The sequence below is a fragment of the Kocuria arenosa genome (assembly GCF_042879215.1).
Classification (GTDB): domain Bacteria; phylum Actinomycetota; class Actinomycetes; order Actinomycetales; family Micrococcaceae; genus Kocuria; species Kocuria arenosa.
Genome location: NZ_JBHZTA010000007.1, coordinates 72,864 through 85,570, shown reverse-complemented (window position 1 = coordinate 85,570; position 12,707 = coordinate 72,864). Strand labels below are relative to the sequence as shown.

Annotated in this window: 17 protein-coding genes; 9 read left to right on the top strand and 8 right to left on the bottom strand. The window is 75.7% G+C overall.

All coding sequences use genetic code 11. The features are described from left to right. Positions 1-34 precede the first annotated feature (34 nt). Positions 35-706 carry a hypothetical protein gene (locus ACFYE3_RS12865; RefSeq protein WP_387609759.1) on the top strand — a complete coding sequence of 224 codons (672 nt, stop codon included), beginning with the start codon at positions 35-37 and terminating at the stop codon, positions 704-706. A 12-nt stretch (positions 707-718) separates the two neighbouring features. Here the strand turns inward: ACFYE3_RS12865 and ACFYE3_RS12860 are convergent, their stop codons facing one another. Continuing rightward, the gene (locus ACFYE3_RS12860) at positions 719-1,648 is read right to left on the bottom strand and encodes an NADP-dependent oxidoreductase (RefSeq protein ID WP_387609756.1); all 930 of its coding nucleotides are present in this window, start codon (positions 1,646-1,648) and stop codon (positions 719-721) included. A 162-nt stretch (positions 1,649-1,810) separates the two neighbouring features. Between ACFYE3_RS12860 and ACFYE3_RS12855 the strand changes: the two genes are divergently transcribed. Beyond that, positions 1,811-2,233, top strand: a complete 423-nt coding sequence (locus ACFYE3_RS12855; protein WP_387609755.1) for a VOC family protein — start codon at positions 1,811-1,813, stop codon at positions 2,231-2,233. A gap of 68 nt (positions 2,234-2,301) precedes the next feature. On the opposite strand, the gene ACFYE3_RS12850 is transcribed toward ACFYE3_RS12855, so the two are convergent. From ACFYE3_RS12850 to moaC, 5 genes are all read right to left on the bottom strand, one after another. After that, on the bottom strand, positions 2,302-2,760 hold the full coding sequence (locus tag ACFYE3_RS12850) for an SRPBCC family protein (RefSeq protein WP_368832522.1): 459 nt from the start codon (positions 2,758-2,760) through the stop codon (positions 2,302-2,304). A 121-nt stretch (positions 2,761-2,881) separates the two neighbouring features. Continuing rightward, complete coding sequence (moeB, locus tag ACFYE3_RS12845) at positions 2,882-4,060, bottom strand: molybdopterin-synthase adenylyltransferase MoeB (protein ID WP_387609754.1); 1,179 nt, start codon at positions 4,058-4,060, stop codon at positions 2,882-2,884. A 5-nt stretch (positions 4,061-4,065) separates the two neighbouring features. Then, positions 4,066-4,518, bottom strand: coding sequence for a molybdenum cofactor biosynthesis protein MoaE (locus tag ACFYE3_RS12840; RefSeq protein WP_387609752.1), 453 nt, complete (start codon positions 4,516-4,518; stop codon positions 4,066-4,068). Beyond that, on the bottom strand, positions 4,515-5,054 hold the full coding sequence (locus tag ACFYE3_RS12835; RefSeq protein ID WP_387609750.1) for a MogA/MoaB family molybdenum cofactor biosynthesis protein: 540 nt from the start codon (positions 5,052-5,054) through the stop codon (positions 4,515-4,517). The genes ACFYE3_RS12840 and ACFYE3_RS12835 overlap by 4 nt, the downstream gene beginning before the upstream one ends. Beyond that, a complete protein-coding gene (gene moaC, locus ACFYE3_RS12830) occupies positions 5,051-5,548 on the bottom strand; it encodes a cyclic pyranopterin monophosphate synthase MoaC (protein WP_387609748.1) in 498 nt (165 codons plus the stop codon). Before moaC ends, ACFYE3_RS12835 begins: the two co-directional genes overlap by 4 nt. A gap of 170 nt (positions 5,549-5,718) precedes the next feature. On the opposite strand from moaC, the gene ACFYE3_RS12825 reads away from it, so the two are divergent. Then, positions 5,719-6,597 carry an alpha/beta fold hydrolase gene (locus ACFYE3_RS12825; RefSeq protein ID WP_387609745.1) on the top strand — a complete coding sequence of 293 codons (879 nt, stop codon included), beginning with the start codon at positions 5,719-5,721 and terminating at the stop codon, positions 6,595-6,597. A 4-nt stretch (positions 6,598-6,601) separates the two neighbouring features. Here ACFYE3_RS12825 and ACFYE3_RS12820 read toward each other — a convergent pair whose 3' ends face one another. Together ACFYE3_RS12820 and ACFYE3_RS12815 are read right to left on the bottom strand one after the other, a co-directional pair. Next, entirely contained in the window at positions 6,602-6,988 is a 387-nt protein-coding gene (locus ACFYE3_RS12820; protein ID WP_387609744.1) for a hypothetical protein, read from the bottom strand. 192 nt (positions 6,989-7,180) lie between these two features. Then, complete coding sequence (locus ACFYE3_RS12815; protein WP_387609742.1) at positions 7,181-8,413, bottom strand: molybdopterin molybdotransferase MoeA; 1,233 nt, start codon at positions 8,411-8,413, stop codon at positions 7,181-7,183. Positions 8,414-8,462: 49 nt separating this feature from the next. Between ACFYE3_RS12815 and ACFYE3_RS12810 the strand changes: the two genes are divergently transcribed. The 6 genes from ACFYE3_RS12810 to ACFYE3_RS12785 all read left to right on the top strand — a co-directional run bounded on the left by ACFYE3_RS12810 (position 8,463) and on the right by ACFYE3_RS12785 (position 12,651). Continuing rightward, positions 8,463-8,792, top strand: coding sequence for a biopolymer transporter Tol (locus ACFYE3_RS12810; RefSeq protein WP_387609740.1), 330 nt, complete (start codon positions 8,463-8,465; stop codon positions 8,790-8,792). Positions 8,793-8,904: 112 nt separating this feature from the next. Further along, positions 8,905-10,083: a GTP 3',8-cyclase MoaA gene (locus tag ACFYE3_RS12805; protein WP_387609739.1), complete on the top strand. Its 1,179-nt coding sequence runs from the start codon at positions 8,905-8,907 to the stop codon at positions 10,081-10,083. 6 nt (positions 10,084-10,089) lie between these two features. After that, a complete protein-coding gene (locus tag ACFYE3_RS12800) occupies positions 10,090-10,356 on the top strand; it encodes a MoaD/ThiS family protein (RefSeq protein WP_387609738.1) in 267 nt (88 codons plus the stop codon). Positions 10,357-10,360: 4 nt separating this feature from the next. After that, positions 10,361-10,948 carry a molybdenum cofactor guanylyltransferase gene (gene mobA, locus ACFYE3_RS12795; RefSeq protein ID WP_387609737.1) on the top strand — a complete coding sequence of 196 codons (588 nt, stop codon included), beginning with the start codon at positions 10,361-10,363 and terminating at the stop codon, positions 10,946-10,948. Positions 10,949-10,987: 39 nt separating this feature from the next. Next, complete coding sequence (locus tag ACFYE3_RS12790; protein ID WP_387609736.1) at positions 10,988-11,284, top strand: DUF6457 domain-containing protein; 297 nt, start codon at positions 10,988-10,990, stop codon at positions 11,282-11,284. Next, a complete protein-coding gene (locus tag ACFYE3_RS12785) occupies positions 11,284-12,651 on the top strand; it encodes a molybdopterin molybdotransferase MoeA (RefSeq protein WP_387609734.1) in 1,368 nt (455 codons plus the stop codon). The genes ACFYE3_RS12790 and ACFYE3_RS12785 overlap by 1 nt, the downstream gene beginning before the upstream one ends. Positions 12,652-12,707 lie beyond the last annotated feature (56 nt).

Sequence of the window (12,707 nt, the reverse complement as noted above, 5' to 3'; positions counted from 1 at the left end):
AGCAAACTGATGGTCCGAGACGGAGGAGAGCACCATGGCACACCAGGACCCCTCAGGATCGACCGTCCCGGAGGAGCCGCGGGCGTCCGGGAGGGACCGTCCGGGCGCCTCCACCCCGCGGGGGCGGCGGCAGGAGGTGGTCGCCGCGGAGAAGCGGGAGTTCGGGGGCGTCAAGTTCGGCTCCGCGTTCTTCGGCTGGATGACCGCCACGGGCATCGCCGTGCTGCTCACCGCCCTGCTCGCCGCGATCGGCGCGGGCGTGGGAGTGGCGACCAGCACGGATCCGGGCGAGATCGCGGAGCAGGTGGCGCAGGACGCCGGCACCGTGGGCCTCGTCAGCGGCATCGCTCTCGCCCTGGTCCTCTTCGTCGCCTACTTCGCCGGGGGCTACGTGGCCGGGCGCATGGCCCGGTTCGACGGTGCCAAGCAGGGGGTGGCCGTGTGGATCTGGGCGATCCTCATCGCGATCGTCCTGGCGGTCCTGGGCGCGGTCGCGGGCGAGCAGTTCAACGTGCTGCGCGAGCTCAACAGCTTCCCCCGGATCCCGATCGGCGAGGGCACCCTGACCACGGGCGGCATCATCGCCCTGGTCATCGCCGTCCTGATCCCGCTGCTCGCGGCGATCCTCGGCGGCCTGGCCGGGATGCGCTTCCACCGGAAGGTGGACCAGGTCGGCATCGACCACCAGTACCGGTCGCACTTCTGAGGCCGGTACCGGTCAGAACTCGAGGACGAGCCGCCCCCGCACACCCCCGGCCTCGACCCGGCGGTGCGCCTCGGCGGCGTCCGCGGCGGGCAGGACGGCGGCCACCCGCAGGGAGAGCACACCCTCCTCCACGTACCGGCGCAGCCGGTCGAGCTTCCGGCCCGAGCGGTACTCCCGGGGCACGCTGATCCGGTGCACGGTGATCCCCCGGCCCGGGTCCCCCGTCCAGTGCCGCACGGTCGCGAAACCGCCGCCGTCCCGGACGGCGGGGGCCGCCTTCTCGTGGAGCACGGCGGCGTCCACGAGGGCGTCGACCCCGTCGGGGAAGAACTCCCGGATCCGCTCCGCGACGTCGTCCCCGCGCGCCACCACGTGGTCGGCGCCGAGGCTGTCGACGAGCTCCAGATCGTGCTCCGCGGCGTCCGCGATCACGGTGAGGCCCTCGTGCTTGGCGAGCTCCACCACGTAGTTGCCCAGGGTCCCGGCGGCCCCGGTGACGGCCAGGGTCTGCTCGGGCTTCAGGTCCAGCACCTCGAGGATCTGCAGGGCCGTGAGCCCGTTCATGGGCAGCGTGGAGGCCGTGGCGAAGTCCGTGCCGGCCGGGAGGCGTGCGATCGAGTCGTCGGGGGCGACCAGGAGCTCCGCGTAGGCGCCCCCGTGCTCCCCGCGCGGCAGGGCGATGGCCATGACCGCCTCCCCCACGCGCCAGGCGCTGCCCTCCCCGACCTCGTCGACGGTCCCGGCCGCGTCCATCCCCGGCACGTACGGCGGCCGCAGGTGCTCCAACGGCTGACCGCCGGCGCGCAGCACGGTGTCCGTGGGGCTGACGGCGGCCGCCCGGACCCGGATCCGCACCTCCCCGGGTCCGGGGTGGGGGTCCGGCACCTCGTGCACGGCGAGGACCTCGGGCCCTCCGAACGACTCGACTCCGATGACTCGCATGCCCGTTCCAACCCCGCGGCGCGCGAGCCCATTCCGCTCTCGTCCCGATGCCGTTCCGGTGCGGTTCTGACATGCGGGCGAGGATTCCGTCACACCGTTGCGGCCCCACCGGCCGAGGGCCATCCTGGGGGCGGGTCCCACCGCACCACGAAGGGGAGCACCATGGCACCGACAGACTTCATCACCCTTCCCGTCTCGGACCTGGAGAGGTCGAGACGGTTCTACTCCTGCCTCGGCTGGCCTCTGCACCCCGCGTTCGAGGGCACCGGCGCCGGGACCGTCGAGATCCGCGAGGACGAGCACGTCATGGTCCTGAGCGAGGACCGCCACCTGCGCCTGGTGGGCCCCGGGAGGCCCGGCACCCCGGCCGACGCCTCCGTCGTCAACGCGCTGTGCGTCGACTCCCCCGACGAGATCGACCCCATCGTGGACCGCGCCGTCCGCGCCGGCGGGACCGAGGGCGACGCCCAGGACTACGGCTTCCTGCGCTCGCGCTGCTTCCGGGACCCCGACGGCCACCAGTGGGAGATCCTGTGGGTCGATCCTGCGGCGGCCTCCGTCCGCGCCGCCCGCCGGCCGCAGTGACCACGGGCACGACGGAGCCCGGTCACCGCGGGTGACCGGGCTCCGTGCCGCCTCGGCGGCTCAGGCGCTCACTTCTCGGAGACGGCCGCCGCGAGCCGCTCGAGGGAGTGCTCCAGGGCGCCCTCCTCGAAGAGCGGGAAGGACACGGCCTTCCTGGCCTCCGGGCTCGCGTGCTCCCACGAGTAGGTCTCGGTGACCAGCGTGGCGCCGGGGCCCTGGGGCTCGAGCTCCCAGATCCACTCCCAGCCCTCGAGCTCCGCGCCCTGCGGCTTGGGCTTCCAGGCGAGGAGCTTGTTCTCGTCGTAGCCGGAGACGGTGTTCTCCATGACGTAGTCGCCGCCCATGTGCTCGCCGTTCATGTTCATCACGAACACCTGGCCGACCTTCTGGATGCGCTGGTCGTCGCCGGAGACGACCGTGCCGGAGCCGTCGATCTGCTGGTGGCGCGAGGGGAGGCTGAGGACGTCGAAGATGGCGTCTGCGGGGGCGTCGATGACGCGGCTGGCGGAAAGACTGTTCTCGGACACGGGCGGTTCCTTTCGTCGAAACGGTACGACTCCACCGTAGGCAGACGGGACCGGCCCGTGGCCAGGGCTGTCCGCTCCCCGCGTAGACCCGGAGGCGCACAGCATCGGCCGCACGGGTCGATCAGTAGGGCTGCTGGGACGGGTCCACCTGCTCGATCCACGCCAGCACCCCGCCCTCGAGGTGCGCGACGTCGGGGTGACCGGCGGCCCGCAGCAGGCGCAGGGCCCGCTCGGAGCGCGCCCCGGCCTTGCAGTGCAGCAGCACCCGGCGGCCCGGGGCGATCCGGGCGAGGGCCTCCCCGGACTCGAACTGGCCCAGCGGGACCAGCCGTGCGCCGGGGATCGCCGCGAGCCGGGCCTCGTAGGGCTCCCGGACGTCGACGAGCTCGAAGTCCGCGGCGCCGCGCTCCCGCGCCGCCAGCAGCTCCGCGAGCTCCGGAGCCGTCACGGTCGGCACGCTCCCCGGCACCGGGCCGTGGCCGGGCGCCGAGCAGGCGGGAGCACCGTCGTCGGCCGCCGGAAGGGCCGTCACGGGCGGGCGGCCCGGCGTGGGCGACAGCGGGATCTCCCACCAGCGCGCCGAGAGGGCGTCGTAGGTGGCGACCCGGCCGAGCATCGTGGTGCCGATCCCGGTGACCAGCTTGACGGCCTCGACCGCCATGGCGGTGCCCAGCAGGCCCGGCAGCACGCCGAGCACCCCGGCCTCGGCGCAGTTGGGCACCGTGCCCGGGACCGGGGGCACCGGGTAGAGGTCGCGGTAGGTGGGTCCGTGCGCGCCCCAGAACACCGAGTACTGGCCGTCGAAGCGCAGGATCGAGCCCCACACGTGCGGAAGGCCCGCCAGCTCGCACGCGTCGGAGACGAGGTAGCGGGTCTCGAAGTTGTCCGTGCCGTCCAGCACGAGGTCGTAGCCGGCCAGGATCTCCTCCGCGCTGCCCGCGGTGAGCCGCCCGCGGTGCTCCACGACGCGCACCAGCGGGTTGAGGTCGGCGATCCGCGCGGCGGCCGAGGCGGTCTTGGGCGCGCCCAGTGTCGTCCCGCCGTGGATCACCTGGCGCTGCAGGTTGGAGGCGTCCACGACGTCGTCGTCGACGATCCCGAGGGTCCCGATGCCCGCGGCGGCGAGGTAGAGCAGGGCCGGGGAGCCGAGTCCGCCCGCGCCCACGCACAGCACCCGGGCGTTCTTGAGCCGCCGCTGGCCCTTCTCGCCGATCTCGGGGACGGTCAGGTGGCGGGCGTAGCGGCGCAGCTCGGCGTCGGTGAGCTCCGCGGCGGGCTCGACGAGCGGGGGCAGGTCCACGGCGCTCAGGCGTCCAGTCCGACCCACTCGGTGGAGCCGTCCGCGAACCGCTGCTCCTTCCAGACGGGCACCTCGGTCTTGATCCGGTCCACGAGCGCGTCGCAGGCGGCGAACGCGAGCTTGCGGTGGGCGGCGGCCACGGCCACCTCCAGGGCGGAGTCCCCGATCTCTAGGTGGCCGATCCGGTGGGCGGCCCAGATCCGCACCCCGGGGAACTCCTCGGCGACCCGGCGGGCCACGTCCTGGATGGCCCGGTCCGCGCCGGGGTGGCAGGTGTAGTCGAGGCTGGTGACGGGGCGGCCGCCGTCGTGGTCGCGGATGACCCCGCTGAAGGACACCACGGCGCCGGTGCGCTCGTCCTGCACCGCCGCGACGGCCCGGGCGTGGTCCAGGGGCTCCTCGGTGACGAAGGCGCCGAGCACGGCGGTCTCCGCCCGGATGGGTCCGGGAGCGCTCATCGGTCGGTCTCCTCGTGCGGTCGGGGGTCGTGGTGGGGGCCGTCGTGCCCGCGGTCGCGGTGGCCCTCGAGCTGGTCGCAGACGTGGTCGAGGAGCGGCTCGAGCACCTTCAGCCCGTCCCAGACCCCGCCGGTGGAGCCGGGGAGGTTGACCACGAACGTGGCGCCGCTGACCCCGGCGTGCCCGCGGCTGAGCACCGCGAGGGGCGTGGTCCTCCGGCCCTCCGCCCACAGTGCCTCCATGATGCCGGGCAGCTCGCGGTCCAGGAAGGGCCGGGTGACCTCGGGCGTGAGGTCGTCGGGGCCGAGTCCGGTCCCCCCGCTGGTCACGACCACCCGGGGACGGTCCTCGGGTGCCCGGGCCACGAGCAGCCGCTCGAGCTCGGCGCGCACGTCCTCGCCGTCGGCCACCACGAACGGGCCCTCGACCTCGAAGCCGTGGGAGCCGAACCAGTCGGCGGCGATCCGCCCGCTCCGGTCCTGGTAGACCCCGGCGGCGGCGCGGGTGGAGGCGACGATGACGGCGGCGCTCCTCATGCGGCGTCCCCGTCGGTCCGCGCCCAGTCCCCGGACTTGCCGCCGGACTTCGCGAGCACCCTGACCCGGTCGATCTCGGCGAGCTTGTCCACGGCCTTGATCATGTCGTAGAGCGTCAGGGCGGCCACCGACGCCGCGGTCAGCGCCTCCATCTCCACGCCGGTCACCCCCCGGGTCCGCACCGTCGCGGTGACCCGCACGCCGTCCACCAGCCGCTCGAAGTCCACGGTCACCTTGCTGATCGGCAGGGGGTGGCACAGCGGGACGAGCTCCGGGGTCTTCTTGGCCGCCATGATCCCCGCCACCCGGGCCACCGGCAGGGCGTCCCCCTTGGGGAGGTCCGCGGCGAAGACCTGCTCGACGACGTCGGGGCGGGTGCGCAGCGTGGCCGTCGCGGTGGCCTCCCGGGTGGTCACGGCCTTGTCCGAGACGTCCACCATGTGCGCGGACCCGTCCGCCCGGACGTGCGTGAGGCTCTGCTGATGCTCGGTCATGTCGGTTCGGTCCCCTTCGGATCTCCCGGTCGGTGCGTCCCTCCCATTCTCGCCCACGACGGGGCCGGCCACCGCCGTGGCCTGTCCTGGTACCGCCTCTGGAGCGGTGCTAGCTTGACGGGACGCGACCACATGGCCGTGGAGCCGCCGGCCCACCCGAGGAGAACAGCATGACGGCAGACCACTCCGGTGATGTCGGGGAGCCGGCGGCCAACAGGTGCTGGAAGCTGCGGCGGGACGCGGGCATCGGCCACCTCGACGTGCGCGAGGACGGGCCCCCGGACGGAGAGCCCGTGCTGCTGCTGCACGGCTTCCCGCAGGACGGCACGAGCTGGTCCCGGGTCGCGCCCGTGCTGCAGCGCGCCGGGCTGCGCACGCTCGTGCCCGACCAGCGGGGCTACGCCCCCGGGGCCAGGCCACGGGGCCGCCGCGCCTACCGGCTCGAGCTGCTCGTCCAGGACGCCGTGGCGCTGCTGGACGCCGCCGGGCTGGAGCGGGCGCACGTCGTCGGCCACGACTGGGGCGGGATCGTGGCGTGGGCCCTCGCGGCCCACCGGCCGGAGCGGACGGCGTCCCTCACCGTGGCCTCGGTCCCGCACCCCCGGGCGCTCGCACGCTCCCTGACCTGCTCGCCGCAGGCACTGCGCTCGGCCTACGTCGGGGCCTTCCAGCTGCCCCGGCTCCCGGAGGCGCTGCTCGGCCCGCGCCTCGAGGACCTCCTGCGCCGCTCCGGCCTGCCCGCCGCGGAGGCCGCCCGCTACGCGGCCCGGATGCGGGAGCCCGGCGCGCTCACCGGGGCCTTGAACTGGTACCGTGCCCTGCCGCTGTCCCGGCTGCGCACCGGACCGGTCGACGTCCCGACCACGTACGCCTGGGGCACCCGGGACCTCGCCCTGGGCCGGCGGGCCGCGGAGCTCACGGCCGAGCACGTGCGGGGGCCCTACCGGTTTGTGGAGCTGGACGCCGGCCACTGGCTGCCGGAGACCCGGGCCGAGGAGCTGGCGGGACTGGTGCTCGATCGCGTCGGCGGAGCCGCGACCGCCCCGTAGCGGCTCAGCCCCGCGGGGAGGGGCCCTCGGACGGCGCGTCTCCGCGCCGGCGCCGGGGGGTCCCCGCGATGCGCAGCGCTGCCTGCACCGCCAGCAGCGCGAACGCCGCGTAGTAGATCCACACGGAGGGGTAGAGCTGGGGGACGGTGCCGTTCCGGCCGACCAGGGTGAGCACGAACAGGACGGCCCCGGCCACGAGCAGCCCCAGGTGCGCCGTGCCGAAGGAGCCCCGCTCGCCGCGTCGGGCGAGGAAGAGCGCCAGGACGGCGAAGAAGATCGGGAACAGCATCTGGCCCACCACGGTGATGCCGTTCTGGTGGTACTCGTAGCGGCCGAGCGCCTGGATCACGGCGGTGGCGGCGAGGAGCAGCGGGGCGAGCAGGGACGTCATGGGGACCTGTTCTGTGCGATCGTCCGGGCGGGGCGCAGACCAGTCTAACGAGCGGCGGTGACACCGCCGCCGCACGCCCGGGCCAGGCCGGATGCGCCCTGCCCGGCAGCGGGGCAGGGCGCAGCGGGGCAGTGCCGCAGCGGTCCGGCCGGGCACCAGGTCGGTGGGGCAGCGGATCAGCCGGGCAGCGGATCAGTCGAGCAGCAGCAGCTCCACCGGGGTCCCCGCCGGCAGCTCGGCCCCGCCCGCCGGCACGAGCGCGAGGGCGTTGGCCCGGGCCGCCGAGGCCAGCAGGTGGGAGCCCGCCCCGCCCGCCATCCGCACCGTGGCGCCGTCCCAGACGACCCGGCGCACCTGCGTCCTGCCGGGCAGCGGCCGGACGGCCTCCGCCAGAGGCCCCGTGCGGCGGGCCCGCGGCGCCGGAGCTCCCACGGTCTCGGTCAGGGCGGGACGGAGGAACATCTCGAAGGACACCAGGGTGCTGACGGGGTTGCCGGGCAGGCAGACGAAGGGCACGCCGCCGGGCGTCGCGAGACCCTGCGGCCCGCCGGGCTGCATCGCGACGTGCACGAACTCGCCGTGGGGCGCCAGCACCTGCCGGACGACCTCGTAGGCGCCTTCGCTGACCCCGCCCGAGGAGACGAAGAAGTCGGGCCGCTGCCGCGCGTCCTCGGCCAGCCGTGCCGCGAAGGCGCCGGCGTCGTCGGAGACCAGGTGGGCGCCGAGCACCTCCACGCCCGCCTCCGCGAGCTGGGCGCACAGGATCGCCGCGTTCGCGTCGAAGATCTGGGCGGGGCCGCGCGGGGCGCCGGGCGCCACGACCTCGTCGCCCGTCGTGTAGAGCACGGCCCGGGGCCGGGCGCGCACGGTCAGCTCCGCGCAGCCCAGCGCGGCCGCGAGTCCGATCCGGGCGGGGGTGAGCCGCTGCCCCGCGACCAGCGCGGTCTCCCCCGCGACGACGTCCTCCCCCGCGCGGCGGACGAACCGCCCGGCCGGCTGGCCCACCGGGAGCCGCAGGCTCGTCCCCGGTACCGGGAAGCCGCTCGGCAGCGACTCCTCGACGGGCACCACCGCGTCCGCGCCGGGCGGCAGCGGCGCGCCGGTCATGACGGGGGCCGCCTCCCCGGGAGCCAGCGGGCCGGGGACGTGACCGGCGGGCACGGGGGCGACGACGACGAACGGTGTGCGCCCGTCCTCCCCCGGCGCCGCCCGGCTGTCGGCGGCTCGGATCGCGAAGCCGTCCATCTGGGAGTTGTCGAAGGGCTGCAGGCTCAGGGGCGCCACCAGGTCCACGGCCAGGACCCGGCCCGGCGCGGCCGCCAGGGGCACGGTCTCCGTCCGGGCGCGGAGGCCCCGCAGGGCGTCCGTGACCGCGCGGCGGTGCTCGTCGACGCTGCGGACCGGGTGCTGCGCGTGCCTGCTCATCCCACCAGCGTAGGTGCCGGGAGGGGCTCGTCCTGGCAGGATCGGAGCCATGACGCGACGGGATGTGGAGCACACGCCGGACGGCCGGTGGATCGTGGTGGACGGCCGGCGGTGGCGCCGCCAGGACCCCGGGCTGCCCACGGACGTGGCGGCCCGGCTGAGGTCCCACCTGGGCCGGGCCCGCGCGGCCGTCCGCACGGTGCGCCGGGACGGCACGGACGAGGAGCTGCGGGCCGTGCGGGACCGGGTGGGGCTCGCGAAGCTGGGCCTGGGCGAGCGCGGCACGCCGTGGTGGGAGCAGTCGCCCGCCGAGCGCGAGGCCCGGTGGACGGGGGCCCTCGAGCAGCTGGACGCGCAGGCCCCGCCGGAGCCGGCATGACGCCGGGCGGCGCGCGTGGCATTTTCGGCATGCCGGCGACTGATTACACTGGGCGGACCATCCCGGCGCGCCGAACACCGTGCGGGCCGGACGCGACCACCGAGGCGGTGACATGAGCGTATCCCTGGGACTTCCGCGCATCCGCAGTGCGGGTCCGGGCCCGAGCGGTGCGCCGCGGGAGGCGGGGCTCGTGGACCGCCACGGCCGCCGGGCCACCGACCTGCGCCTGTCGGTCATCGACAAGTGCAATCTGCGCTGCACCTACTGCATGCCCGCCGACGGCCTGCCCTGGCTGCCGGCCGCGCAGCTGATGAGCGCTGGTGAGATCGTCCGGCTCGTCGGCATCGGCGTGGCCGAGCTCGGGGTCACCGAGCTGCGCCTGACCGGCGGGGAGCCCCTGGTCCGCCGCGACCTCGAGGAGATCGTGGCCGGGGTGCGGGCCGCCCACCCCGAGCTGCCGGTCTCGCTAACCACCAACGGCATCGGCCTCGCTGCCCGCGCCGAGGCCCTGGCCGAGGCCGGGCTGACCCGGATCAACATCTCCCTGGACAGCCTGGACGCGGCGACCTTCCGCGCCCTGGCCCGCCGGGACCGCCTCGCCGACGTGCTGGCCGGGGCCGTGGCCGCGGCCGCCGCCGGGCTGGCCCCGGTCAAGATCAACGCGGTGCTGATGCGCGGGGTCAACGACCACGAGGCCCCGGAGCTGCTCGCGTGGGCGCTCGAGCGCGGCTTCGCCCTGCGGTTCATCGAGCAGATGCCGCTGGACGCCGACCACGGCTGGACGCGGGCGGACATGGTCACCGCCGCCGAGATCCGCGACCGGCTCTCCACCCGGTTCCGGCTGGCCCCGCACCCGGGGGCGCGCGACGGCGCCCCGGCCGAGCTGTGGGACGTGCACCCCCGCACGGCCACCGCGACCCCCGTGGACTCCGCCGTGACCTCGGATGCGACCTCCGCGGCGCCCCCCGCCGCGGCCTCTGCCCTGTGCTCCGGCGCCCAGGACCCGCCGCTGGGCACGGTGGGCGTCATCGCGTCCGTGACGGAGCCCTTCTGCGCCGACTGCAAGCGGACCCGGATCACCGCCGAGGGCAGGATCCGGTCCTGCCTGTTCTCCCACGAGGAGGTCGAGCTGCTGCCGCTGCTGCGCGCCGGTGCGACCGACGCCGAGCTCGCCGACCGCTGGCGGGCCGCGATGTGGGCCAAGCCGGCCGCGCACGGGATGGACCACACGGGCCTGGACTCCGCCGACTACGTCCAGCCGGAGCGCTCGATGAGCGCGATCGGGGGCTGACGCGACGTGCTCGTGCGCTACTTCGCCGCCGCCCGCGCCGCGGCCGGGACCGAGGCCGAGACCGTGCCCCTCGACGCGCCCGCTCTCCCGCGCCGGGAGGTGGAGGAGCTGCTGGTCGCACGGCACCCGCAGCCCCCGCCCGGCCAGCCGCCGCTGGCCGAGGTGCTGGCCCGGTCGAGCTTCCTGCTCGACGGGGTGGCCTGCCCCGACCCGCACGCTCCCGTCCCGGACGGGGCGGTGCTCGACGTCCTGCCGCCCTTCTCGGGCGGATGAGCGCGTGAGCACCACGGCCCCGGTCTTCCACGCCGTCGTCCTGGCGGGCGGCCGCTCCGCCCGCCTGGGCGGCAGGCCCAAGGCCCGGCTGCGGCGGGCCGGGCGCACCCTGCTGCAGCTCACCCTGGACGCGGTCGGGGACGCGGCGGGCGTCGTCGTCGTCGGCCCCCCGGACCCGGTCATCCCCGAGGGCGTGCTGCGCACCCGCGAGGACCCGCCGTTCTCCGGACCGGCCGCGGGCATCGCCGCCGGGCTGCGCGCCCTCGACGCGCTGCCCGCCGCGGGCTGGACCATGACGCTGGCGTGCGACATGCCCGGGGTGTCGCGGGCCGTTCCCCTCCTGCTGGAGGCCGCCCGGACCGGCGACGGCGCCGCCGGCTACGTGTCGGTCCCGCCCGGCGGCCACCGCCAGCCCCTCGCCGCCCTCTACCGCAGCGACGTGCTGCGCCGCGCGTTCGCGGGCCAGGACGCCGCGGACCGGTCCGTGCTCTCCTTCTTGCGGGACCTCCCGCTCCGGGACGTCACCGTGCCCGAGGACGCCACCGAGGACGTCGATACGTGGGACGATGTGCACAGGCACCACCTGACCTGACCACGAACGGGCGGCTCCACCGCCCGGGAGGAGCGGCGCATGCCCAAGGACCTGAGCCCGTCCGAGAACGAGATCCTGGCGCGGTGGGTCGAGGCCGTGCGCGGAGCCCTGGACGTCCCCGACGCCGAGCTCCCCCTGGACGCCGTGCTGGGCCTCACCGGCAGGATCGCCCACGGCACCGTCCGCCCGGCCGTCCCGCCCACCGCCTACCTGCTCGGCTACCACGTGGGCCGCGCCGCGGCCGCGGGTGAGGACGAGCACCGCGCCCTGGACCGTGCGCTGCAGACCGTCGGCGGCCTCGTCCCCGCCGCCCCCCGAACCCCCGAGGAGAACTGATGTCCGGACTGCCCCTTCCCCACGACACCAACAGCCCCTACACGCACGCGCTGCCCGTCATCGAGGACGACAGCGGCACGCCCGAGAGCGCCGCGGAGGAGGTCGAGACCGTCCACGACGCCGAGTGGCACCGGGCCCGGCAGTTCTCCTACGAGATCGCCACCGCGCTGCCCAGCCACTGGCTGCCCCTGCAGGAGGCACTCGGCGAGGTCCTGGCCGAGGACGTCACCGCCCCGATCCCGGTCCCGCACTACGCCTCCTCCGCCATGGACGGCTACGCCGTGGCCGGCCCCCAGCCGTGGACGGTGGTCTTCCCCGAGCCCGTGGAGACGGACCCCCGCAAGATGCTGACCATCCCGCCGCGGGAGCTCTACCGCCCGGTGCTCAACCTGGAGCCGGGCGAGGCCACCCGCATCGTCACCGGCGGGCTCGTCCCCGCCGGGGCCCGGGCCGTGCTGCGCGACGAGTACGCGGACCTGTCCGAGGAGGGGACCGAGCTCAGGATCGCGGCCCACGCCCCCTCGGCCGAGGACATCCCCTACGGGCAGAACATCCGCCGCACCGGGGAGGAGGTCGCGGCCGGGGACGTCATCCTGCACGCCGATTGCCTGCTCAACCCGGCGCACATCGCCTTCGCCGCCGTCAGCGGCCACGACATGCTCCCGGTCCGCCGCCGTCCGCGCGTGACCATCCTGCTCACCGGCAGCGAGGTGGTCGAGGACGGGATCCCCGAGCCAGGCCAGGTCCGGGACGCCTTCGGCCCCCAGCTGCCCACGTTCGTGGAGATGCTGGGCGGCTCCGTGGACCAGCTCCGGCGCGTCGAGGACACCGCCAAGGCGATGCTCTCCGCCCTGACCGAGGCGCCCTCCGGCATGGGGTCGGTGCTCGACGCCCGCACCGAGGTGGTCGTCACCACCGGAGGGACCGGGCACTCCGACGCCGACCACGTCCGGTCGGCGCTCCAGGAGCTCGGGGCGGTCTTCCTGCTCGACGGGCTCGCCCAGCGCCCGGGCCACCCCACGTTCCTGGCGCGGCTGCCCGAGGACGGTCCCTTCGTGGTCGGCCTGCCCGGCAATCCGCTGGCCGCGATGACCAGCATCTTCACGGTGGCCCAGCCCCTGCTGGCCAAGCTGCACGGCGACCAGCCTCCGACCACGCGCACCCTGCCCGCGGCCGAGGAGCTGCCGGGCCAGAAGGTCACGGCCCTCGTGCCCGGCTACCTCCGGGACGGGACGGTCGTCCCCCGGGACCGGGTCGGCGCGAACATGCTGCGCGGCCTCGCGCACGCGGACGTCATCGCCGTGGTCCCGCCGGGCGGCGTGGCCGCCGGGCAGGACGTCGAGGTGGTCCCCCTGCCCTGGCGCTGACGCGCCGCAGCACGCCGAGGGCCCGGACACCCGCTGCGGTGTCCGGGCCCTGCCCG

Bases quoted from the DNA above. Each gene is read 5' to 3' on its own strand.
- ACFYE3_RS12865 (WP_387609759.1), top strand. From the start codon at position 35: ATGGCACACCAGGACCCCTCAGGATCGACCGTCCCGGAGGAGCCGCGG.
- ACFYE3_RS12860 (WP_387609756.1), bottom strand. From the start codon at position 1,648: ATGCGAGTCATCGGAGTCGAGTCGTTCGGAGGGCCCGAGGTCCTCGCC.
- ACFYE3_RS12855 (WP_387609755.1), top strand. From the start codon at position 1,811: ATGGCACCGACAGACTTCATCACCCTTCCCGTCTCGGACCTGGAGAGG.
- ACFYE3_RS12840 (WP_387609752.1), bottom strand. From the start codon at position 4,518: ATGAGCGCTCCCGGACCCATCCGGGCGGAGACCGCCGTGCTCGGCGCC.
- ACFYE3_RS12835 (WP_387609750.1), bottom strand. From the start codon at position 5,054: ATGAGGAGCGCCGCCGTCATCGTCGCCTCCACCCGCGCCGCCGCCGGG.
- moaC (WP_387609748.1), bottom strand. From the start codon at position 5,548: ATGACCGAGCATCAGCAGAGCCTCACGCACGTCCGGGCGGACGGGTCC.
- ACFYE3_RS12825 (WP_387609745.1), top strand. From the start codon at position 5,719: ATGACGGCAGACCACTCCGGTGATGTCGGGGAGCCGGCGGCCAACAGG.
- ACFYE3_RS12820 (WP_387609744.1), bottom strand. From the start codon at position 6,988: ATGACGTCCCTGCTCGCCCCGCTGCTCCTCGCCGCCACCGCCGTGATC.
- ACFYE3_RS12815 (WP_387609742.1), bottom strand. From the start codon at position 8,413: ATGAGCAGGCACGCGCAGCACCCGGTCCGCAGCGTCGACGAGCACCGC.
- ACFYE3_RS12810 (WP_387609740.1), top strand. From the start codon at position 8,463: ATGACGCGACGGGATGTGGAGCACACGCCGGACGGCCGGTGGATCGTG.
- ACFYE3_RS12805 (WP_387609739.1), top strand. From the start codon at position 8,905: ATGAGCGTATCCCTGGGACTTCCGCGCATCCGCAGTGCGGGTCCGGGC.
- ACFYE3_RS12790 (WP_387609736.1), top strand. From the start codon at position 10,988: ATGCCCAAGGACCTGAGCCCGTCCGAGAACGAGATCCTGGCGCGGTGG.
- ACFYE3_RS12785 (WP_387609734.1), top strand. From the start codon at position 11,284: ATGTCCGGACTGCCCCTTCCCCACGACACCAACAGCCCCTACACGCAC.